This is a genomic window from Clostridium sp. 1001275B_160808_H3 (assembly GCF_015550425.1).
Classification (GTDB): Bacteria; Bacillota; Clostridia; order Clostridiales; family Clostridiaceae; genus Clostridium.
In genome coordinates this window covers 1-21648 of record NZ_JADNAT010000036.1, presented here as the reverse complement: position 1 = coordinate 21648, position 21648 = coordinate 1, and the positions used below count along the sequence as shown (strand labels likewise).

The window sequence follows — 21648 nt, the reverse complement described above, 5'->3', positions numbered from 1 at the left end:
TAACCAAGTTTAAACCACTTGTAAATGCTTATATATATGCTATTTTTTTAACTCAACATCGCAATCAAGCCAACTCATAAGACGTAGTTGATAAAAGATAGTTAAGAAATAAATAGGAGATTAAAGGGGAGTAATGTAATGAGAATTTGTCCTAATTGTGGAAAAAGGTTTAAATACATGATTATATCAAATATTTTTTGTAGTCCATGGTATAAACTAAGATGTGATAAATGTAATACTAGGATTGAATTGACCAAGGAAACTAATACTATAAATTCAATAATAGTAACTCTTCCTATAATACTTTATGGGATTTTTAGTGACAAAATAATAAATTTTATTACTGACTTTACTAAAAATGAAAGTGTGAGTATATGGGGATTAATTGTAATGTATGTGTTATGGTGTACTATTATTTATAATGGACATTATCCATGGACTAAATATAAAGTATTTGAAGAAAAAAAAGCAGGTTTATTATAACGAATAATTAATTGATTCGTAATATTAAACTATTACGAATAAAAAATAGACAATTAATCGTCCATTTTTTATTGTCCAATATCAACATTAGATTAAACAGTGCTAATTATTAATTTAAAAGGTCGCCCATATGGACAACCTCTATTTTTAATCAATAATTAGCTAATTAAGAATCCTGCACCTCTAAGTCCAGCATCATCACCAATTTCTGCTACTCTTATATCTACAGCATCTTTATTAATTACCTTTTCTTTAACTTTTTGTATTATTAATTCTAACAATTCCTTATTATATAATATTACAGAACCTCCAAGAACTATTACTTCTGGATCAACAACTGATATTATGTTTGAAATTCCTTTAGATAAATTTTCACATACTCTATTAATTAAGCTTTTTATTGAATCATCATTATTTTTGTATAACTCGAAAACTTCTGGTGTATCTATATGTTTCCCTAATAAATCGGATGCTTGTCTAGATATATTAGGCCCACTACATTGTCCTTCAAGTCCACCTTGAACTAACCCTGAATGACTGTATTTATCTTCATTTATTATTAAGTTGCATATTTCTCCTGCAAAACTATTTGCACCATTTATTATTTTATTATCAATTATTAAAGCACCACCAACACCTGTTGAAACTGTAATATAAAAAACACTTTCTGCTCCTTTTGCAGAGCCAATCATTGCTTCAGCAAGCCCTGCAACATTAGCATCATTATTAACCTCTGTTTTCAATGATGTTTTTTCTTCAAAGTATTTTTTTATATTAAAGTTATCCCATCCCTGTAAATTAGGTGCTTTTAAAATAATTCCATTTTTAATATCTAAAGGTCCTGGACTTCCAACTCCAATTCCTTTTATATCTCTATCTTTCCAGTTACTATTGATATGATTTATAATCTTATTCAAATTATATTCTGGGCCTTCTTTTACTTGATTTTCTATTTTTATCTTTTCTATAATATTTCTTTCTTCATCTAATAAAGCTGCTCTAATATTAGTTCCACCAATATCTACTCCTATTATATATTTATCGTTATTTGTAAAACTATTTTCCATTACACTACCTCCCACAAATCAGTAAGTACTCTTTATTATTTATTATCAAATTTTCATCACACTTTATTATCGTTTACACTAAAACTTTAGCTTCATTAGATTTAGTTTAAGATTGTTTCCTTTTTCTTCTGCATTTTGACTTTTAATTATCCAACCTAAACCTGTGAATATTCCTCCTATTAGTAACGTACTTATAATTAGACCCTATATATCTATATTTTTCATATAAACTCCCTTTAAATTTATTCCTATAATAAAACAACCTCTCTTATAATAATTATATAATCACAACACATACTTGTCTATATTTTAAATATAATAATATATACTTATCTAATCATTTACTTTCATGCAAGCAAAGTAATAAAATCAAGAATATAAACTAGTTGCAATTTTAAAATCCCCAGAGGCATTGCCTCTGGGGACTAAACAAATTAAAATCTATATATCAATGTATTGTGATTTATATAAATTGTAGTACAATCCCTTTTGCTTTATTAATGAATCGTGAGTTCCCTCTTCTAAAATTTGCTTATCACCTATATACATTATTTTATCTGAATTAACTATTGTTGATAATCTATGAGCTATAACAAAGGATGTTCTTCCTTTAAGAAGTTCTTCTATTCCTTTTTGTAATAATGCTTCAGTTTCTGTATCTATGCTTGATGTTGCTTCATCCAAAATTAGTATTTTAGGATCAGATAATAAAACCCTTGCAAAAGATATAAGTTGCTTTTGTCCAACTGAAAGTCCATTTCCTTGTTCATTTAAATATGTGTTATATCCATCTTTAAAATCTTTTATAAAGTCATCAGCCCTAACTATCTTAGAAGCCTCTATTACTTCTTCATCTGTAGCATCTAATCTACCATATCTTATATTCTCCATTATAGTTCCAGAGAAAACGAATGGATCTTGAAGCATAACACCTATTTCTTTTCTTAAAGATTTTAAGGTTACATCATTTATATTTATTTCATCAACTAGTATTTCTCCAGACTTTATTCTATAAAATCTTGAAAGTAAATTAACTATTGTGGTTTTTCCTGCCCCTGTAGGTCCAACTAAGGCTATTTTTTCCCCAGCTTTAATCCTCATATTTACATTTTCTAAAATAGTAGTGTCTTTTTCATATTCAAAATGCACATTTTTAAATTCTACATCACCCTTAACATTTTTAAGCTCTATAGCATCCTTTTTATCATACTCTGGTTCTTCATCCATCGCTTCAAATATTCTTTCTAAGTAGGCCATTGCATTAATTAAAGTATTATAAAAGTTTCCTATATTCATTATTGGAGCCCAAAATATCCATACATATGAAATAAATGCTGCTATTAATCCTAATGAAACTGAATCCCTAAATACTAAGATTCCAAAAATATAAATTAAAGATATTGATGTTACTGAAATAATGTCTATACTTGGCCAAATTAGAAAATTAAATCTAACTGCCTTCATCCATGAATCACTATTTTCAAAACAAAGCTCCTTAAAGGTATCCATACTTTCTTTTTTCCTTGAAAAAGATTGTGTTACTCTTACACCATTTATACTTTCATGAATATAAGCATTTAAATTTGATTGCTTAGCACTTAATCTTTGAAATGCCCTTCTTTGTGCATTTTTTATAGACATCATTACTATCATAAGTATGGGAATGCCCATTAAAGTAACTAAGGTTAACTTTATACTTAGAAATGACATAAATATTATTGCCATAACTAAGGTAACCATATCTGCAATTAAATTTACAAAACCATTAGATAAAATATCACTAAGTGAATTAATATAATTAACTACCCTTACTAATATTTTACCATGAGGTCTTGAATCATAATAATTAAAAGGAACAAACTGTAGATTCTTAAATAAATCATATCTCATATCTACTAATATATTTTGCCCAACTTCTCCCATGGTGTGCATTCTATGCTTCATGATTATTGCTATAGTTACAAATATCATTACATATAAAACTGAAATTAATGCTAAATTTTTAATATCCTTATTTGGTATAAAGTTATCTAAAGCTGACTTAATTATTACGGGTCCTAATAATGCAAGTGAACTTGAAATTAGCATTAAAATAACTGAAGTAACTATTTTATTTTTATAAGGTTTCATATATTTTAATAGTCTTCTTAAATATCCTAAATTAAATCCCGTTTCTAATTCTTCATCTACATCATATTTATTTCTAGCCATTTATACCCCTCCAATCCTTATATCTAAATTGCCATATTGAGTATAAAATATATTTGAATAATACCCACCCTTTTGTACTAGCTCCTCATGAGTACCTCTTTCTACTATTTCTCCATTATCTAATACTAAAATTAAGTCAGCTTGCTTCAATGAAGAAATTCTATGTGCAATTATGAATGTAGTTTTCTTTTCCTTCATATTTTTTAACTCATATTGTATTTTCTTTTCTGTTTCCATATCAACAGCAGAAGTTACATCATCTAGTACAAAAATTGAGGCATTTTTCATCATTGCCCTTGCTAGGGATACTCTTTGCTTTTGTCCTCCTGAAAGTCCTACTCCTCTTTCCCCTACTATGGTTTCATAACCTTCATCAAGTCTCTTTATAAAACCATGAGCCTGTGCTTTTTTAGAAACCCTCTTTATTTCTGAAAAACTTGCTTTTGGATTACTAAAAGCAATATTATCTTTAATTGTGTCTGAAAATAAGAATATATCTTGCATAGCTGTTGCAATATTTCCTCTTAAAATATCCAAATCTATATCCTTTATATTAATTCCATCAATATAAATATCACCTTCTGTGGCATCATAAAACCTTGAAAGTAAATTTATTATAAGAGATTTTCCTGATCCTGTATGTCCAACTAAACCAATTGTTTGTCCAGCATCAACCTTAAAGGAAATATTATTTATAACCCTTCTTCCTTCTAATGTTAAACTCACATTTTTAAATTCTATGTTACCTTCAAACTTATTAACATTCAAAACATTGTCCTTATTTATTATGCTACTTTCTGTATTTAAAAGATCCATAATTTTAGCAGAAGATGCTATAAATCTTTGAGCATCATTAATTAAATACCCACACATTCTCATTGGGTTATTTAACGCCCATAGTAAACTACTAAAAATAATAAGTTCTCCAAAAGTTATCTTTTCTAGTGCAACTAAAATTCCACCAACTAAAATCATAATTACAGAAAGGCTATTAGATAAGAATTCAAGTTTTGGAATATATTTTTTTGTAACCTTTATAGTATCAAGATTTTTATTTTTATAATTTTCATTTTCAGTAGTAAATTTGTTAATTTCAAAGTCTTCTCTTCCAAAGGCTCTTACCACTCTATTACCACTTATATTTTCTTGAACAACTGAATTTAACCTTGAATAAGCTTCTCTTATATTATAGAAGGTTGGTGAAATCTCCCTGCTCATCCTAAAAGTTAAGAGTCCAATCATAGGTGCAACTAAGAGCATAAATATAGTTAAAATGTAATTCACATACATCATCGAAATAATAGCAAAACTAAAGGTTGTTATAGCTGATAGAATATTATAAACAACCCATGCAATAAAGTGTCTTATGGCATCAGTATCTCCTGTCATTCTTGCCATAAGATCCCCAGTTTTTACCCTACTATAGAAATTAACATCTAAATTTAAGAGTTTATCATATAAATCTGTTCTTATTTTAAATAGAACATCTTGTGAAATAGTTTCTAAAATCATTTGATAGCTGAAAGTTATAATTCCTTTAACTGCTACAACAGATATCATTATTGAAACAAGAGGAATAAGTAGTGATGTTTCTCCACTTCCAAAAACCCTATCAATAATTTTACCTGTAATAAATGGATTTACCATATTAATTGCCGAAGTAATTAATACTAATAACAATGCAAAGAAATATTTAAACTTGTATTTCTTTAAGTAACTAAATATCCATTTTATGCTATCCATAATCAAGCCTCCCTTATATTGTTTATTTATAAATCATATTTTTAATTATAAAAAATCCACTTAAAACTATTCATAATTAACCTCTCCTTTATACTGCTTATTTTTCATATTATGTCATTTAGCAAATAGAGTTAAACCCATAACTATTAATAATTACGCTTTTTATATCTTATTTATTTCTTAACTTATAATCTTTTAAAAATAGAACTCCACTTTAAATTATCCATAACCAACTTCTCCCTAAATTATTTATTTCTAAGTAAGATTATATCCAAGTTATTGAAAATAAAAATGTATTATATTAAACTTTAAATGTATATTATTATACTAAATGAAGTAATTATTTTGGGAGATGTTAAAATGAATAAAGTACATGCAAATATAGATTGCTATAATCCTCAAATATTATTTGTAATTGATGGAAGTCGCCTTCCCGAAAATCCAATTCCTGAAACTCAATATCACTGCCATGAAGATTTTGTTGAACTTTCATTCATAACTGCTGGATCTGTAGATTATTTAATAGAAGGTCAAAAATATACCTTGAGAAAAGGTCAAGTACTTATTTCTAATCCTGGAGTTTATCATCAAGAGCTTTTTGAAGAAAATACAAATTGTAGAGAGCTACATATTGGTTTAACTAATTTAAATTTATTTAGTAATATAAAAAAAGACTATATTGATATAGGTGATAAAAACGTTCTCACATTTGTTAAATATAAAGATGAAATATTAAAGAGTTGTTTAGAAATTCTTGAAGAACAAAAAAACTATAATCAAACTTCTCCTTTTATGCTAAAATCTCTAGTTATGAAACTACTTGTATTATTATATAGAGAAATAAATGAGGAGGATACTACTCGTGATTCTAAGGAATTCTCATTTAAATCACGTGAAAAGAAAGCCTTAGTTGAAAGTATAACAAAATACTTAACTGAAAATTATACAGAAGACATCTCATTGTATACCTTATCAAAAAATATGTATTTAAGTCCTGTTTATATATCTAAGATTTTTAAGGAGCTTATGGGGGATTCTCCAATAAACTACTTAATACAAATAAGATTAGCTAAAGCAAAAGATTTATTAGAAGACTCAAAGCTTTCAATAAAATCCATTGCTAAAATGGTTGGATATAGTGACCCATATTACTTTAGTAAGCTCTATAAAAAGTATTATGGCGTTTCACCTAATAAGTCAAGAAACGTAAGTTAATAAAGCAAAAAAATAAGTCCTAGATGCAGTGCTCCTAGGACTATTTTTATATATTTTGTATTTTAATACTTTGATAATATTATCCACTATATCCATACCAATATCAATATTCATATTAATATTAATGTCCTTGTCCTTGTCCTTGTCCATAAAATTTTAACTTTAATATATTTTCTTAACAATTTTTCATATAAAAATTATACTTATATACCTATTAATTAATTTCTTATTTTCTAATCAAAAAGCTTGTCCCAAAAATCTTTTCCAATACTTCAAGTAACTAAAAATAAAAATATACTATTTAGAATTTAATATACTTTCAATACTTTCAAGTTCTTTATCACTAAAGCTTAAATTATTTATTATATTCTTATTATCCACTATTTGTTCTGCCTTACTAGCTCCAATAAGAACTGTTGTAACAACATCATTTCTTAATACCCAAGCTAATGCCATTTGAGCTAATGTTTGTCCTCTTTCTCCTGCTATATCATTTAATTGTCTTATTTTTTGAAGCTTTTCAGCAGTTATATCTTTTTCATTTAAGAATTTACTACTTACCTTTTTAGCTCTTGAATCTTCTGGAATTCCGTGAAGATATTTATCAGTAAGAAGTCCTTGAGCTAAAGGTGAAAATGCTATTGAACCTATCCCTTCTTCTTTATGAACATCATGTAGTCCTTCTACTTCGCTCCAACGATTAAACATACTATAGCTAAATTGATGGATAAGACATGGCGTACCATTTTCCTTTAATATTTTTGATGCCTCTTTTAATTCCTTTGGATGATAATTTGATAAACCTACATATAATGCCTTTCCTTGCTTTACAATATCAGTTAATGCTCCCATAGTTTCTTCAAGTGGTGTATCTGTATCTGGTCTATGATGATAGAATATATCAACGTATTCTAAATTCATTCTTTTTAAACTTTGATCTAAACTTGAAATTAAATATTTTCTTGAACCACCATTTCCATAAGGGCCTGGCCACATATCATATCCAGCTTTTGTTGATATTATCATTTCATCTCTATAATTAATAAGCTCTTTATTTAATATTCTACCAAAATTTTCTTCAGCAGACCCATATACTGGCCCATAATTATTTGCTAAATCAAAATGTGTTATCCCATTGTTAAAAGCCTCAAATATTATTGATTTTTGATTTTCAATTGAATCCACAGAACCAAAATTATGCCATAACCCTAAAGCAACTCTAGGTAAATACAAACCACTATTACCACACTTAGCATATTTCATTTCATCATATCTGTTTTCGTTTACATTGTGCATATTCTCTTCCCCTTTATTAGACTCTTAAATTATTTTATAAAGATTTATATTCCCTTACCATTAATATAAAAATTATAAACTATCTATGCTTACAAAATTTATATAATTCTCTTAATGTAAATTTTTATAAGCTAATTAGAGCCTTTGTATTAAGTTAATTCATAATTTTAAATTTTTATTGTAACTTTAAAATCTTTATTTGTATTATATTTTATACCATTTATTATCTAATAACAACTGTATTAACTTTAAATTCCTCACACCCATGAACTATTTATGGTAATATAAAAATAAAGCAAAAATTTTCATATTTGCTCCATTCATTTCTAATTCAATAATATTCAATATATACATCTAATCTCATTATATTTTATCCACTTATATTTAATCTAACCTATTATAAATTTTCACTTTACTTATCTGCTAGTTTTATAACTAACTTTATTAATCTTATATTACAATTAATTACGATTTTAGAAAAATATAATATAATATCAAATTACTCAAATATGATATTATATTATTCAAAATATTATTCAAAATATTATTTTAATAACTTAATAACTAGTACTAAATTTGTTCTTTAAAATTATTATCATACTTATAATAGTAATAAATAAATATACTATGCCATAAGTATGTATGCCTAAGTATTTCACTAAGCCACCTGTTATTAAATTTATTACAGCTGGAAAAATTGTATAACAAAATAAATTAGTAATTATAAATGCTGTTGAATGCTTATCTTTAGGAACTAAAGTCCAAATTAATTTATTTTGCATAGGAAGTAACAATCCATTTATTAATCCATGCATAAGTGCTAATACCATAATTATAATATAAGAATTAGCAAATCCGAATATAACCCATCTTATAATTAATAGGATTCCTACTAATTTAAAAACATAATTTACATTATCATAAAAATTTAATTTTTCTATAACAGGTAATAGTATAACTTCAAATGCTATCATAAATATTGGAATCAAACCTATAAATGCATCTGGTGCATCTAACTTTATCATTAATATTGGTGTTCCATAATTAACTGAAGCTGCTATTACTCCTGTTAATATACCATAAGTATATATAAATAATCTAAAATCTTTATTTTTTAATATATTTATTATATTTAAATAAGATTTATCCTTAGAAACTACTTTTTCTTCAGATCCTGTTATTTCAGGTAATCTAAAAAATAATATTAATGTAGTTGTTAAAAATATACTAGATATTAATATAGACTTATTAATACCTAGATAAGCTAACGATATTGTAGATACTATTCCAGCTATCCCATAACCTATAGTTCCAAATACTCTAATTTTCCCAAATCTTACCCCGTACTTATTTGATAAATTTAATAAATATTCATCGTTAGCTACACCACTTGGTTGCATCATTATTGTTCTTATAAGATTTATAATAAAAAACAACTTAAAGTTATCTATTTTATATAATAAGAATAAGGTAGCTATATTCATTGAATAAACTAATTTATTGAAAAAAACTAGTTTCTTATACTTATCAATAATTGCTCCCCAAACAAAAAATGTGAATATAGATATTAACGGCAATACACCAAGTATAATGCTTATTTCTCCATCACTGAACCCTTTAACTGATGCCATAAATAATATGAATACATTATTTACTATTGAGTTTCCTATGCTTCCTAATATATATGTTGAAGAAAAAACATTTACTATCTTATTTATATTTTTACTTTTGTTATTCAATTTTCAAAATAACTTCTAATAATTTTTTCAGCTAATTTATGCTTTACACTATAATCTTTAGGAAGACTTCTTTCTTTAGTACTTTGTAATCTAATTGGCCAATCCCAAAAACAAAATCCCTTTACAAAATCCCTTTTAGAACTTTCCTCTAAAAGCTCATAATAAAATTTATACTGCTCTTCTTCACTTGATTCACCATCTAAAATTAAAGTCCAATCATTTGGAAATTTTCCTGCACCTTTAACAGATGGACAACCAGCTTCTGAAAAAAAGAAGGGCTTATTGTACACATTAACTACAGTTTCAATTCTATCAAGTTCCTTAGATATTGTTCCAATTGGATAATATCCAGATGATGATATATAATCTAATGCATCCCACCACTTAACATTATGTTCTTGATATTTATCACAGTTATATGTTAATTTACCACTATACACTTTTCTTATTTTACTTATTAAACTTCTCCATTCCTTTTCCCTATGATCTGTTCCAACAAGTTCACATCCAATTATCATCATATCAACGTCATTTTTTTCAGAAAACATACTATAATTCATTAGATATTCATTGTAGCTTTCGAACCAATCACTCCATTTTGGCTCACATGGTACATCCTCATCGAAGAATCTAATATAAGCTCTCCAATATCCATCACTTACATTAAGCATTGGTTTTAAAATAATTTTTAGCCCTTTATTTTTTGCATATCTCACTAATTCAGATAATTCCTCATCCACTGGCATATGATCTCCTTGCCAATATATTTTTGTGGAATAGCAATGCTCTTGAACAGCTGAAAAAGCAAAAGTTATGGTATTTATATTACATTTATCTACTTGATAATCTATTTCTTTTTTCACTTCTTTAACTACAACATCATTTTTCCAATTCCAAGTTATAAAATTAAAACTCTTAATTTCAAAGTCTTTCTTCATCATTAATCTCCTTTTATTTAAGAAGCTAACTTAGAGTTTAGCCTCACAAATATTAAGGCAAATATGCTAAAAGAAAATAATACTAAAATCTCTTTAAATGCAACTCCAAGCGATATTAAACTTATAAATAATAAGACTGCTGTTATAAGATTTTTAGGATTCTTAAACATCAAAACTAATACATTTAAGTAACTTTTCTTTTCTTCATTAAAAAGTAACTCCACTCCATAGTAACTCCAATAAATACTTATCATAGAGAAAATATACATAAGTAATATGTTGATACTTGTAGCCATTGCCATATTTACTCTTCTTAATAAAAATATTGCTATTACTAATGTCAATGAATATGCTCCAGTTAATAATTCTTCTTTTTTATAAATTTTCATATTCTTTATCATTAAAGTGTTAAAATGCTTTACTAGGCTTGAGTATCCATCAACTTCGCCTTTTAATAACTCATTCATTACTTCAATTACTGAAAAAATTACTGGAACAAGTGTAAAAGAAAATAAACCTAAAGCAAGATAAATTAATGCCATTATATTAGTTATCATTATTACATAAAGTGAATTAACGAATCTAAATGTCTTATTATTCATAAGCCGAAAACCTCTCCTAATTATTAAATTCAAATTATTAAATGTAAATTATTAAACTCAAATTATTAAAAATAAATTGTTAAAGCTATTTATAAATTCTATTTATTTAACAGCTCCATCTGTAAAGCCATTATAAATATATTTTTGTAATAATAAGAATACTATTGCCGTTGGAATCATTATTAATATAACTCCAGCTGCTATTACATTCCATTGTCCTCCATATGGTCCTATAAATTTATATAAAGATGTCGCAACAGTTCCAAGTTCTTGGCTTGGTGCATATAAAAATGGTGTGTAGAAATCATTATATATAGCCACTCCTCTTAAGATTATAATTGTTGCTATGGCAGGTTTTAATAAAGGTAATATCAATCTATTAAATATATAAATATAAGATGCTCCATCAAGCATTGCAGCTTCATCATTTGCAATAGGAATTGATTCCATAAATTGCATCATTATATAAATACTCATTACATCTGCTCCTAAATAAAGAACTATAGGAGCCCAAATAGTATTATATAAACCTAATTTAGATATTATTTGGAATGTTGCTACCTGTGTTGTTACCATAGGTAAAAACATTGGTAATAAATATATGAGTAAAATTGCTTTCTTTAATTTAAAGTCAAATCTTTGAAGTACAAAAGCCACCATTGCTCCTAATAAAATAGTTCCTGCTAATGAAATGACCATAATGAAAGCAGTGTTCATAAATCCTTTTAGCATACCTCCGTCTACAAAGGCTGTTATATAATTGGAAAAATTAAACATATTTTCAGGCAATGATAGTTTACTACTTGAATAAAACTCCTCATATCCTTTAAATGAGGCCAAAAATATAGTTACTATTGGAAGTATAAATATGAATGCTGCCAATATACATGATAGGTATTTAGTTACGCTCCAAGCTATTTGACTTACTTTTGATTTAAGTATATCTTTATCACTCATTATTTTTCCTCCTTAAAGAAAATATTTTGTATAAGTGCAACAGTTCCAACTATGAACATAACTACTACAGCCATTGCTGATGCTTTACCCACTTGATTAAATTTAAATGCAGTGTTCATTGTTTCGATTACAAATGTTGAACTTCCATTAGCTCCACCTGTCATTATATATGGCATTTCAAATACCGAAATTGCACCTGAAATATTAAGTATTAGATTTAGCTTAATTATATTTTTTACTGATGGAACTAGTATATATTTGATCTTATGCCATTCCCCAGCTCCATCTATTTCTGCTGCCTCAAGTACTTCTGTTGATACTGATTGCATTGCTCCCAAGAAAATAATAAAGCTATATCCTATATATCTCCAAATAGATGTAAATGCCAATGAATAATTAACTACATGTTCATTCCCAAGCCATAAAGTTATATATTTCTCTAAACCTATCATTTTCATAAGTGTATCTAATGTTCCTTCTGGTTGGAAAAAGAATAAGAACATCAGTGAAATTGCAACTCCATTAATTAAATATGGGAAGAAGAATACTGATTTAAAGAAACCCTTTCCTCTTAACTTTGAATTAACTAATACCGCTAGATAAAACGCTAAAATTAATTGAATAATTCCACCTACAAAGTAGTAAATACTATTTTTAAAAGCTCCAAAAATATCTGGATTACTAAATATATCTATGTAATTTTGTAATCCAACAAAGGTCTTAGTTCCATACCCCTTCCAGCTTGTAAAACTATAAGTTATCATATTTATAGCTGGCAAATAAGTAAATAGTAATAAAAATGTAATTGGTACTATTAGAAATAGAAATATTATTATTCTTCTTTGTTGTTTATAATCTAATCTACTAAACAAGACCCTATCCTCCTATTTGTCATAATAAGAATTTCAGTTTAGGAAATTTTCCTAAACTGAAATTTAAATTTTTCTTATTTATTAATTTGATGCTGCCTTACTCTTATTCCAAGCATCATTATATTTCTTAATTACTGCATCAAAGTCTGCACGACTCTTTTTAGCTGCAATAACTGCTTCTTGAATATAAGAACCTTCCCAGAACTTAATTCCAGCATTATTTGCTACTTCTGTTGTTAAATCACTTGCTGCTGGATCTGCTTCTGCTGGATCTGCAAGCATTAATTCAACTCCTGATTCTTGATAACCTTTAACTACAGGATTCTTAGAGTCTTGTCCCTTTTTAGCTGGTATTAATCCTTCGCTATCAGCATATCCTGATGTAGTATAGAATTTAACAAAATCTTTTGCTTCTTCTTTATGTTTTGAATGTGAACTTACTGCAATAAATTGATCTGGACCAGCTTCTGCTTTTAACTTACCACTATTATTAACAGGGAATGGTGCTATTCCAATATCATCTGGGTTAGATGATAATCCTTGAATTTGTGGAACTGCCCACATACCTAAAGCCATCATAGCAACTTTTCCATTTGCCATATCTGATTTTGATTGTTCCCAGTTAGTTGTAGTTAAATCGCCTTCAACCCATCCACTACTTACAAATTTATATAAAATTTCTAAAACGTCACCTGTTGCTTTTCCTGCTAATAAAGCATCATCCATTTTACCCATATCTCTATAATAGTATGGATTTCCATATGCTACTGAAGCAACTGAATCATATTGACCTAATGGCCATTTATCTTTAGAGTTAATTGCTAGTGGAACTACTCCTCCCATTTTAGCAAGCTTGTCCGCTAAATCGTAAAGCTCATCTATTGTTTTTGGAAATTCATTATAACCTGCTTGAGCTACAACTTTTTTGTTATAAACTATACCTGTTGCTCCTAAACCATTTGGCAATCCATAAACATTATCACCATCAGCTCTTTGTGTAACACCTTGATAATCCTTTAATTCATCTACTGTTCCTAATGGTTCAAAGAATTGTGATAGTTCTGTACTTGTTATTGCAGGTAATACATTAAGTACATCACCATAATCTTGAGTATTCATTCTTGTTTTTACAACACCTTCGTAATCAGTTATTCCTTCCCACTCAATTTTTACTCCAGTCTTCTCAAAATACTCATCACCTATTTTTTTAAGAGTAGTATCAATAATATCTGTTCTATGAGTTAAAACCTTTAATGTAACACCCTCTTCTTTTGATGTTCCTTTTGAACTACAACCAGCAAAAAGAGTCATAGCAAAAATTGATAAACAAATTGTGCTTATTAGTTTCTTTTTCATAAATCTCCCTCCCAATAAATAACTTTATAAATTACATTTTAGAAAACGTTTCCCGCAGATACATTCTACATCCTCCCTCTATAAATGTCTATACTTTTAACTTGTGTTAAATATACTTTTATTTTGATAATTGCATATTTTGACCCTCATTTTATTAATAAATATTTCAAAATTTAACTATTTTTTATAAAATTATCAATAATGCAAAGCTAAATTATCTTAATATATGCAATAATTAAGATATGCCAACAAAAAATAGCCAGAAATAATATTGTATTATTTCTGACTATTAAATAATTAATAAATGTATATAACTCCCTTAATTCGGAATATAACATAATAGAACTTATATATTTTTTATTATATTTTATTTCTTTGCAAATAATTAAATAATGCACCTAATAAATTTGCATCATTTTCAAATTTACACTTTTCAATTATAGGTCTAACCTTTGCATCTGATAAATCACCCATTATTATATCTAGTTTTTCATTTATTCTATCTATGAAATCTGGTCTGCTACTTATTGCACCTCCAAGAATAATTTTCTCTGGATCATACATGTATTGAATATTAAATATACCTAATGCATTATTTAAATAAAACTCATCTATAGCATTAATACAATCTAAATCTCCATTTTCAGCTAACTCAAAAACTTTTTTCCCATCTATTTCGTCTTCATTAATATTTTTTAATTTAGCCACATTTTCTAATAGAGCTCCAACCGCTCCAGTCTTACTCCAACTTTTAAATCTTATATTATTTCCTTCTTGAATTCTTTCTAAAATACAATATCCAAATTCTCCACCATGTAAATTATTTCCTTTATGGATTTTTTTGTCCTTTATAACTGCTCCTCCAATTCCTGTACCGCATACTACAAATAATACATCATTATTATCTTTAGCAGCTCCTTTCCATACTTCTCCTAGGGCAGCACAATTTGCATCGTTTTCTATTTCTAAAGTTAATCCTAATTCTTCACCAAATATTTTTTTAAAGTTTGGCCCATGAATACAAGGTAATGCACTTGCTCCTCCTATTAACCCTGATTCACTATCTACTCCTCCTGGTGCACTTACTGCAACTCCAATTATGTCATGCTCTTCTTTTGCTTTGTTAATTACATTAATCATAGATTCTTTGAATAGTTCAAAATCATTCTTTGCTGATTTATAACTTCCTTTTGATAAAAATTCTCCTTCTTCAGTCATAATTGCATACTTTACACTGCTTCCACCAATATCAAATACTATATAATTATTCATACCTTTCCATCTCCCCATTATTAAAATCTTTATATTATAATTTTACACGCTTATAAAAACGTTTTCTATAGTATTACAAATTAAAAACTACTAAACATAGTAGTTTTTATAAACAAATAAAACTTTATATCATTATTTAAATAATATATAACAATTTTGTATTTACTTTATCAATATAAATATTGTAATAACTTTTTATTTATATTTTTTATTTATATTTTTTTATGTATTACACATTACTTGCAATTATTTAATAATACTATACCTATCTTACAATTATAGCTTTAAATTCATATGTATCATATCTATGTCTTGAAAATGAATATTCAAATACTTTCCCATTATCTAAATATCCTATTCTTTCAACTTCTAAAACTGGCTCATCATTTTCTAAATTTAAGTATTCCTTATCTATTTCATCTGATTTTCTAGCTCTAACAGTTGAGTGAGAACTTTGTATTTTAAAATTCATTTTATCTTGTATATAGCAATATAAAGAACCTTCTGCATCAGATCTTTTTATTCCTGGAAAAAGATATAATGGCATATAGGTCTTCTCAATTACAACAGCCTTATTATCAACATATCTCACTCTATGTATGAAGCATACAAAATCATCTTCATCTATTTTAAGATTCTCTGCAACTTTTGAATCTGCATTTATTATCTTAAAGTCTAATAATTTACTTTTTATTTCATGCCCTGCATTTGTTACTGTTAAACCTAAAAATTGATTTTTAATAGCTAAATCTTCAATTTGATCCTGAGACATATCCTTTACAAAAGTACCTGCACCTCTTCTTTTAACTATTAGTCCTTCCATGACTAATAAATCTAATGCTTTTTTTACAGTCATCTTACTAGCATTAAATTTTTCACAGAGCTCTTTTTCAAAAGGTAATTGCTCATTTGCTTTATATTCGCCATTAGTTATTTTCTCCTTTATATAAATGGCTATTTGCTCATACTTAGTCATACTTTTCTCCTTATTATTTATATATCATAGATTAATTTGTTTTTCCTTATAAAATAAATTATATTTCAATTTATAATTTCAAATTGCTAAACTCAATTATTTAATTGTTATTATATACTATTAAATATATAGCTACAATTAAAATTATACCCCTGAATGCAGAATAATTGTAATTTCCAATATTCTTTTGACTTCAGGGGTAATTAACTAACTCATAACTATACTGGATAACTCTTTAAAACAGTAACATTACCTTTTATCTTATATTCTCCTAAAGTTGCTGGAATTAGATAGCTATCTCCCATTTTTATAGTTTCTGAAAAATCTTTTCCTTCTATTATTCCTTCTCCTTCAACGCAAGTGTACATATCAAATTTTTCAATATCACTTGAATCTTTATACTCTGAAGTAATTGATATCTTTTCTATTCCAAAATACTCATTTTTGCATAATAAACTATGGTCATATCCATCATAGTTCATTACTTCTTTTTCACTTAAATTCTCACATTGAAGATCAAAATTTATAACATCTAATGCTTTTTCAACATGAATTTCTCTTGGTCTTCCATAATCATATACTCTGTATGTTACGTCACTATTTTGTTGAATCTCAGCTATTATAACCCCTTCACATATAGCATGAACTAATCCACTATTTATTAAAAAGCAATCACCTTTTTTAACTTCAATTTTATTCAAATAATTTTCTACATTATTATTTTTTATAGCTTCTTCAAATTGCTCTTTAGTACAATCCTTTGTTCCAACTATTAATGATGCACCTGGTTTAGCATCCATTACATACCATGCTTCTGTTTTTCCATAATCACCTTCATACTTTGCTGCATATTCATCTCCCGGGTGAACTTGTACAGATAATTTTTCTTTTGAGTTAATGAGTTTTATAAGTAAAGGAAATTTTTCAAGTGTTATCTTTCTTCCGACAAGTTCATGTCCATATTTCTTTATTAAATCATCAAAGCCTATTCCTTTTAATGAACCATTTGCAACAACTCCAGTTCCATTTGGATGACATGCTATATCCCATGTTTCTCCTATTTCACCATCTGGCATATTATCCCTAAATGCTTCAAAATCTCTACCACCCCATATTTTTTCATAATAAAGATTTTCAAATTTAATTGGATACATTAATCTTCCTCCCTTGTAACTATTCATATACTCTTACTATATGTATACTATACAATAAAGATATATACTTTCAAACACATTTCCTATACTTTTTAACAAAAATTTTTTATTATGCATTTGACACTACATAATCTTTTGGTAATTTCCATAATATAGTTAATAATATTGATATTGATATTGATATACTTATTATAGTATAAATATCCAAATAACTTCTTTACAATATATATTATATACTTTATATTTTTAATTTATAAAATATACTTTTCTATACAATCTGCTACAGAATCAACTAAATATGACACATGTTCCTTAAGTTCTTTTTCTACATGATGAAATGTAAATGAATTTTTAGTTATATTAAACATAGAAACATCATTCCATGAATCACCTATTGTATATACATCTTCATCTTTTATAAGTTCTTGATTAGAAAGATACTTTATTCCATTTCCCTTTGAACATCCTAATGGTACTATATCTATATAAATATCATTTCTGTATGCAATTATTTTATCTCCATAATTTTTATTAATTTTATTTTTTAGTTCTTCTATTTCTAATATATCTTTTGTAGGACTATATATAGAAATTAAGCTTAGTTTCTCTTTTATTTCATCTATTGATTTTACTCTTTTCTTTTTAGGATATGGTAAATTATCTCCATCAGTTAATAAATATGTATTAAATCCCGATTCTACTGAAATAGCTACATTCTCTTCTCTTATTTCATTTATAATGCTATTAATCACATTCTTTTCAATTATTTCTTGCCTGATTTTAGTACCTAAAGCATCTACTATTAAAGCTCCATTTAGTAATACATAGTAATTTGCAAATATCTTATATTCATCTTTTAACATTTGTACTCCATTGTATGGTCTTCCTGTTGAAACTACTAATAAATCTTTTTTTCTTTGAAGCTTAATTATGGCATCTTTATCCCTTTTTGTAACTTCATTATTATTTATTAATGTTCCGTCAAGATCTGTCGCTAGTAATTTGATCATTTGTTCCTCCAATATATTTTGATATTTTCATCCTATAATTTTACCATATTATAACTTAAGTTTTTATAAATAAATTTTTACAACATCATATTTTAATTTTAAATAATCTTTATGCATTTTTAGAAGATAATACTAGGAATTAAAAACTTCATATTTCAAATAATATAAGTATAAGGAGGGATTAATATGCCAACAAAACCTAACTCAAAAAAGATTTATTTACCTAATGAAAGAACTGGATATGCACCAGAAAAACATTCTTTGGTTAGCCATGGTAAGGTTGAAGGACCATCAAGTCCATTACCTAGTACAGTCGAAGATGATATAGTTGTAAATAATATTGCTTATATGGAATTTGATTATACAGAGCAACCAGAAGTAGATCTAGAAATTGATACAAATGCTCCAAGTAAATAAGCTATATTAATTATGTAATACCCCCCAAAATAATTTATACGTCAATATTTCTCTAATTTTTAAAATAGTAATTTATTATAAAGGAGAGATACAATATGTCTAACAATAAGAAAAAACGAACTGATGGTAAAGCACCAATGAAAAATAAAAGTTTTGCAGTTCCTGTTACTTCAAATAATACCTCTACCTCATTTTATGAGTATACAAAAAAAGAGCAAGTTGCTAGAAACACTAATAAAAATCAATTATATTAATAAACAAATATATGCAAAAATAAACTAATATTACGTTTAAATGGACAACTACTAAATTATTAAAGGAATTTTCCGATAATTAAGATAGTTGTCTTTTTTTATTTTTGCACAATTTATTTTAAAACAAATTATATTTGGAACTTATGGGAGGGTTATATGAAAAAACTTTTTAACATTAAAAATAGAAAGAAAGGAAACAAATACAAATTACGAAAAAGCTCAAAAGCAAAAAAAAATAAAATAACTAAAATTAATAGACTACATAAAATATCAAATAGACTTATAGGTTGTTTCCTTTTAATTATAGCTTTAATAATATTTATCTGGGGATTAGGACTTTATAATATGAAGCAAATTAACGACGCTTCTGAAAAGCTTTACTTTAATAATACTTTAGGTATAACTTACATAAATGAACTATCAGAAAATTCCACTTATAATTATCTTGCTAGTAAACAATTAATTATAAGTAGAGATGATGATTCTAATAAAGTATTAATACAAAATATTTATTATAATAATCAAAGAAATTCGCAGCTTATTCAGTTATATATTAATTCAATTACAAAAGAAGAGGATAGAGAAAGATTTGATGAAATAATATCTTCATTAAAGGAACTAGAAGAAAGCAGTAATCAAATAATTTCATTAGTTAAAGAAAAAAAATTTACTGAAGCAAATGATCATGCATATGATTTAGATACTAGCCGCGGAAATTTTACTATAAAAATAGATAGATTAGTAGAATTAAATAGTAAGTGGGCCCAGGAATCCATAATATCTAATGAAACTATTTATAATAACTCATTAAAACTTACATTAATCGTAATAATAATATCAATCTTAATCACTTTAATATCATCAGCAAGAATTACTCTTAGAATTTCTAAATCACTAAAGAAAATAATGGATTTATCTAATAGAATTGCAAAATATGACTTATCAGAATCTATAGAAATAAATTATAATGATGAATTTGGAGCCATTGGTACGTCTCTAAATACAGCACAAGAAAACTTAAAGAATATAATAAATTCCGTTAAAAATAGCACCGAAATGGTTAACTCTTCAAGCGAAGATTTAGCTGCCTCCATAGAAGAAGTAACATGTCAATTTGATTTGATAAGTGAATCTTCTAATGATATTAATTCTACAATTCAAGAAACTAGTGCTATAACAGAAGAGCTATCAGCTTCAATTTTAGAAGTTAGTGCTAGTATAGATGTACTTTCAGAAAAAGCTACTGATGGAAATATTAATTCTGAAAAAATTCAAAAGCGATCAACTAATATTAAACAAAATACTGAATATGTTATTGATAATACAAGCAACTTATATAAAGATGTTGAAAACGATATAAAAGCATCAATTGAAAAAGGAAAAATAGTTAATGAAATAGTTAATATGGCTAACTCTATCGAAGAAATTGCAGAACAAACTAATCTTTTGGCTTTAAATGCTGCAATTGAAGCAGCTAGAGCTGGTGAACAAGGAAAAGGCTTTGCAGTAGTAGCTGAAGAAGTTAGAAATCTAGCAGAACAATCTCGCTCCTCAGTACAAACCGTAAAAGATACTATAAAACAAGTTCAAATAGCCTTTAATAATATAACTGATAGTAGTAATAAGCTATTACAATTTATGAATAATGAAATCATGAAAGAATTTAAGGGATTTATTAAAGTTGGTGATAAATACGAAAAGGATGGAATATTTATTAAAGGAATGAGTGAAGATATTGCTGCAATGTCAGAGGAAGTATCAGCTACAATGATTGAATTAAATGATGCTGTTCATTCTGTTGCTTCAATGACTCAAAATTCATCTGCAAATGTTAATTCAGTTAAAGATAGCATAAATGATACTACAAATGCTATAATTACAATTTCTGAAACTGCTCAAAATCAATCACAATTAGCTCAAGACCTTCTAGAATTAATATCACAATTTAAACTTTAAATAAATCTGAATGTCTCCAAACCATAATTTAATAATTAATTTTGAGATTCTCTAGTCATGTACCACCAGCTTAGCTGGTGGCTTGATTAAGCCCTATAAGGGCATGATACTGGCGGCACTACTCGTGCTC

At 26.8% G+C, this 21648-nt stretch carries 19 protein-coding genes; 5 read left to right on the top strand and 14 right to left on the bottom strand.

Annotated features, from left to right (window positions below; all coding sequences use genetic code 11):
* The first annotated feature begins 138 nt into the window (after positions 1 to 138).
* Positions 139 to 483, top strand: coding sequence for a hypothetical protein (locus tag I2A75_RS17170; protein ID WP_195266824.1), 345 nt, complete (start codon positions 139 to 141; stop codon positions 481 to 483).
* Between the two features lie 158 nt (positions 484 to 641).
* Here I2A75_RS17170 and I2A75_RS17165 read toward each other — a convergent pair whose 3' ends face one another.
* The 3 genes from I2A75_RS17165 to I2A75_RS17155 all read right to left on the bottom strand — a co-directional run bounded on the left by I2A75_RS17165 (position 642) and on the right by I2A75_RS17155 (position 5504).
* Positions 642 to 1550, bottom strand: coding sequence for an ROK family protein (locus I2A75_RS17165; protein WP_195266823.1), 909 nt, complete (start codon positions 1548 to 1550; stop codon positions 642 to 644).
* A 441-nt stretch (positions 1551 to 1991) separates the two neighbouring features.
* The gene (locus I2A75_RS17160) at positions 1992 to 3761 is read right to left on the bottom strand and encodes an ABC transporter ATP-binding protein (protein WP_195266822.1); all 1770 of its coding nucleotides are present in this window, start codon (positions 3759 to 3761) and stop codon (positions 1992 to 1994) included.
* Entirely contained in the window at positions 3762 to 5504 is a 1743-nt protein-coding gene (locus I2A75_RS17155; protein WP_195266821.1) for an ABC transporter ATP-binding protein, read from the bottom strand.
* Between the two features lie 360 nt (positions 5505 to 5864).
* Between I2A75_RS17155 and I2A75_RS17150 the strand changes: the two genes are divergently transcribed.
* Positions 5865 to 6719, top strand: coding sequence for an AraC family transcriptional regulator (locus I2A75_RS17150; RefSeq protein WP_195266820.1), 855 nt, complete (start codon positions 5865 to 5867; stop codon positions 6717 to 6719).
* 297 nt (positions 6720 to 7016) lie between these two features.
* On the opposite strand, the gene mgrA is transcribed toward I2A75_RS17150, so the two are convergent.
* The 11 genes from mgrA to I2A75_RS17095 all read right to left on the bottom strand — a co-directional run bounded on the left by mgrA (position 7017) and on the right by I2A75_RS17095 (position 18891).
* On the bottom strand, positions 7017 to 8015 hold the full coding sequence (gene mgrA / locus I2A75_RS17145) for an L-glyceraldehyde 3-phosphate reductase (RefSeq protein WP_195266819.1): 999 nt from the start codon (positions 8013 to 8015) through the stop codon (positions 7017 to 7019).
* Positions 8016 to 8572: 557 nt separating this feature from the next.
* Entirely contained in the window at positions 8573 to 9754 is a 1182-nt protein-coding gene (locus tag I2A75_RS17140) for an MFS transporter (protein WP_195266818.1), read from the bottom strand.
* On the bottom strand, positions 9751 to 10692 hold the full coding sequence (locus I2A75_RS17135) for a 1,4-beta-xylanase (RefSeq protein ID WP_195266817.1): 942 nt from the start codon (positions 10690 to 10692) through the stop codon (positions 9751 to 9753). The genes I2A75_RS17140 and I2A75_RS17135 overlap by 4 nt, the downstream gene beginning before the upstream one ends.
* Before the next feature lie 17 nt (positions 10693 to 10709).
* Positions 10710 to 11294 carry a hypothetical protein gene (locus I2A75_RS17130; protein ID WP_195266816.1) on the bottom strand — a complete coding sequence of 195 codons (585 nt, stop codon included), beginning with the start codon at positions 11292 to 11294 and terminating at the stop codon, positions 10710 to 10712.
* A 102-nt stretch (positions 11295 to 11396) separates the two neighbouring features.
* Positions 11397 to 12251 carry a carbohydrate ABC transporter permease gene (locus I2A75_RS17125; RefSeq protein ID WP_195266815.1) on the bottom strand — a complete coding sequence of 285 codons (855 nt, stop codon included), beginning with the start codon at positions 12249 to 12251 and terminating at the stop codon, positions 11397 to 11399.
* Positions 12251 to 13123 carry a sugar ABC transporter permease gene (locus I2A75_RS17120; protein ID WP_195266814.1) on the bottom strand — a complete coding sequence of 291 codons (873 nt, stop codon included), beginning with the start codon at positions 13121 to 13123 and terminating at the stop codon, positions 12251 to 12253. The genes I2A75_RS17125 and I2A75_RS17120 overlap by 1 nt, the downstream gene beginning before the upstream one ends.
* A gap of 81 nt (positions 13124 to 13204) precedes the next feature.
* Positions 13205 to 14479: an ABC transporter substrate-binding protein gene (locus I2A75_RS17115; protein WP_195266813.1), complete on the bottom strand. Its 1275-nt coding sequence runs from the start codon at positions 14477 to 14479 to the stop codon at positions 13205 to 13207.
* A 360-nt stretch (positions 14480 to 14839) separates the two neighbouring features.
* Positions 14840 to 15751 carry an ROK family protein gene (locus I2A75_RS17110; RefSeq protein WP_195266812.1) on the bottom strand — a complete coding sequence of 304 codons (912 nt, stop codon included), beginning with the start codon at positions 15749 to 15751 and terminating at the stop codon, positions 14840 to 14842.
* Positions 15752 to 16016: 265 nt separating this feature from the next.
* The gene (locus I2A75_RS17105) at positions 16017 to 16727 is read right to left on the bottom strand and encodes a GntR family transcriptional regulator (protein WP_195266811.1); all 711 of its coding nucleotides are present in this window, start codon (positions 16725 to 16727) and stop codon (positions 16017 to 16019) included.
* A gap of 218 nt (positions 16728 to 16945) precedes the next feature.
* The gene (locus tag I2A75_RS17100) at positions 16946 to 17881 is read right to left on the bottom strand and encodes a type I phosphomannose isomerase catalytic subunit (protein ID WP_195266810.1); all 936 of its coding nucleotides are present in this window, start codon (positions 17879 to 17881) and stop codon (positions 16946 to 16948) included.
* 251 nt (positions 17882 to 18132) lie between these two features.
* Positions 18133 to 18891 (bottom strand): HAD family hydrolase, encoded by a 759-nt coding sequence (locus I2A75_RS17095; protein WP_195266809.1) that lies wholly within the window; start codon positions 18889 to 18891, stop codon positions 18133 to 18135.
* 186 nt (positions 18892 to 19077) lie between these two features.
* On the opposite strand from I2A75_RS17095, the gene I2A75_RS17090 reads away from it, so the two are divergent.
* The 3 genes from I2A75_RS17090 (at position 19078) to I2A75_RS17080 (ending at position 21518) form a co-directional block, all read left to right on the top strand.
* Positions 19078 to 19308, top strand: coding sequence for a hypothetical protein (locus I2A75_RS17090; protein WP_195266808.1), 231 nt, complete (start codon positions 19078 to 19080; stop codon positions 19306 to 19308).
* Between the two features lie 95 nt (positions 19309 to 19403).
* Positions 19404 to 19562 (top strand): hypothetical protein, encoded by a 159-nt coding sequence (locus I2A75_RS17085; protein WP_195266807.1) that lies wholly within the window; start codon positions 19404 to 19406, stop codon positions 19560 to 19562.
* Between the two features lie 156 nt (positions 19563 to 19718).
* On the top strand, positions 19719 to 21518 hold the full coding sequence (locus tag I2A75_RS17080) for a methyl-accepting chemotaxis protein (RefSeq protein ID WP_195266806.1): 1800 nt from the start codon (positions 19719 to 19721) through the stop codon (positions 21516 to 21518).
* Positions 21519 to 21648 lie beyond the last annotated feature (130 nt).

What these genes read in the sequence shown, in the direction of transcription:
- I2A75_RS17115 (WP_195266813.1), bottom strand. Translation starts at nt 14,479, where the DNA reads ATGAAAAAGAAACTAATAAGCACAATTTGTTTATCAATTTTTGCTATG.
- I2A75_RS17135 (WP_195266817.1), bottom strand. Translation starts at nt 10,692, where the DNA reads ATGAAGAAAGACTTTGAAATTAAGAGTTTTAATTTTATAACTTGGAAT.
- I2A75_RS17130 (WP_195266816.1), bottom strand. Translation starts at nt 11,294, where the DNA reads ATGAATAATAAGACATTTAGATTCGTTAATTCACTTTATGTAATAATG.
- I2A75_RS17090 (WP_195266808.1), top strand. Translation starts at nt 19,078, where the DNA reads ATGCCAACAAAACCTAACTCAAAAAAGATTTATTTACCTAATGAAAGA.
- I2A75_RS17150 (WP_195266820.1), top strand. Translation starts at nt 5,865, where the DNA reads ATGAATAAAGTACATGCAAATATAGATTGCTATAATCCTCAAATATTA.
- I2A75_RS17165 (WP_195266823.1), bottom strand. Translation starts at nt 1,550, where the DNA reads ATGGAAAATAGTTTTACAAATAACGATAAATATATAATAGGAGTAGAT.
- I2A75_RS17170 (WP_195266824.1), top strand. Translation starts at nt 139, where the DNA reads ATGAGAATTTGTCCTAATTGTGGAAAAAGGTTTAAATACATGATTATA.
- I2A75_RS17080 (WP_195266806.1), top strand. Translation starts at nt 19,719, where the DNA reads ATGAAAAAACTTTTTAACATTAAAAATAGAAAGAAAGGAAACAAATAC.
- I2A75_RS17125 (WP_195266815.1), bottom strand. Translation starts at nt 12,251, where the DNA reads ATGAGTGATAAAGATATACTTAAATCAAAAGTAAGTCAAATAGCTTGG.
- I2A75_RS17105 (WP_195266811.1), bottom strand. Translation starts at nt 16,727, where the DNA reads ATGACTAAGTATGAGCAAATAGCCATTTATATAAAGGAGAAAATAACT.
- I2A75_RS17160 (WP_195266822.1), bottom strand. Translation starts at nt 3,761, where the DNA reads ATGGCTAGAAATAAATATGATGTAGATGAAGAATTAGAAACGGGATTT.
- I2A75_RS17085 (WP_195266807.1), top strand. Translation starts at nt 19,404, where the DNA reads ATGTCTAACAATAAGAAAAAACGAACTGATGGTAAAGCACCAATGAAA.
- mgrA (WP_195266819.1), bottom strand. Translation starts at nt 8,015, where the DNA reads ATGCACAATGTAAACGAAAACAGATATGATGAAATGAAATATGCTAAG.
- I2A75_RS17155 (WP_195266821.1), bottom strand. Translation starts at nt 5,504, where the DNA reads ATGGATAGCATAAAATGGATATTTAGTTACTTAAAGAAATACAAGTTT.
- I2A75_RS17110 (WP_195266812.1), bottom strand. Translation starts at nt 15,751, where the DNA reads ATGAATAATTATATAGTATTTGATATTGGTGGAAGCAGTGTAAAGTAT.
- I2A75_RS17095 (WP_195266809.1), bottom strand. Translation starts at nt 18,891, where the DNA reads ATGATCAAATTACTAGCGACAGATCTTGACGGAACATTAATAAATAAT.
- I2A75_RS17100 (WP_195266810.1), bottom strand. Translation starts at nt 17,881, where the DNA reads ATGTATCCAATTAAATTTGAAAATCTTTATTATGAAAAAATATGGGGT.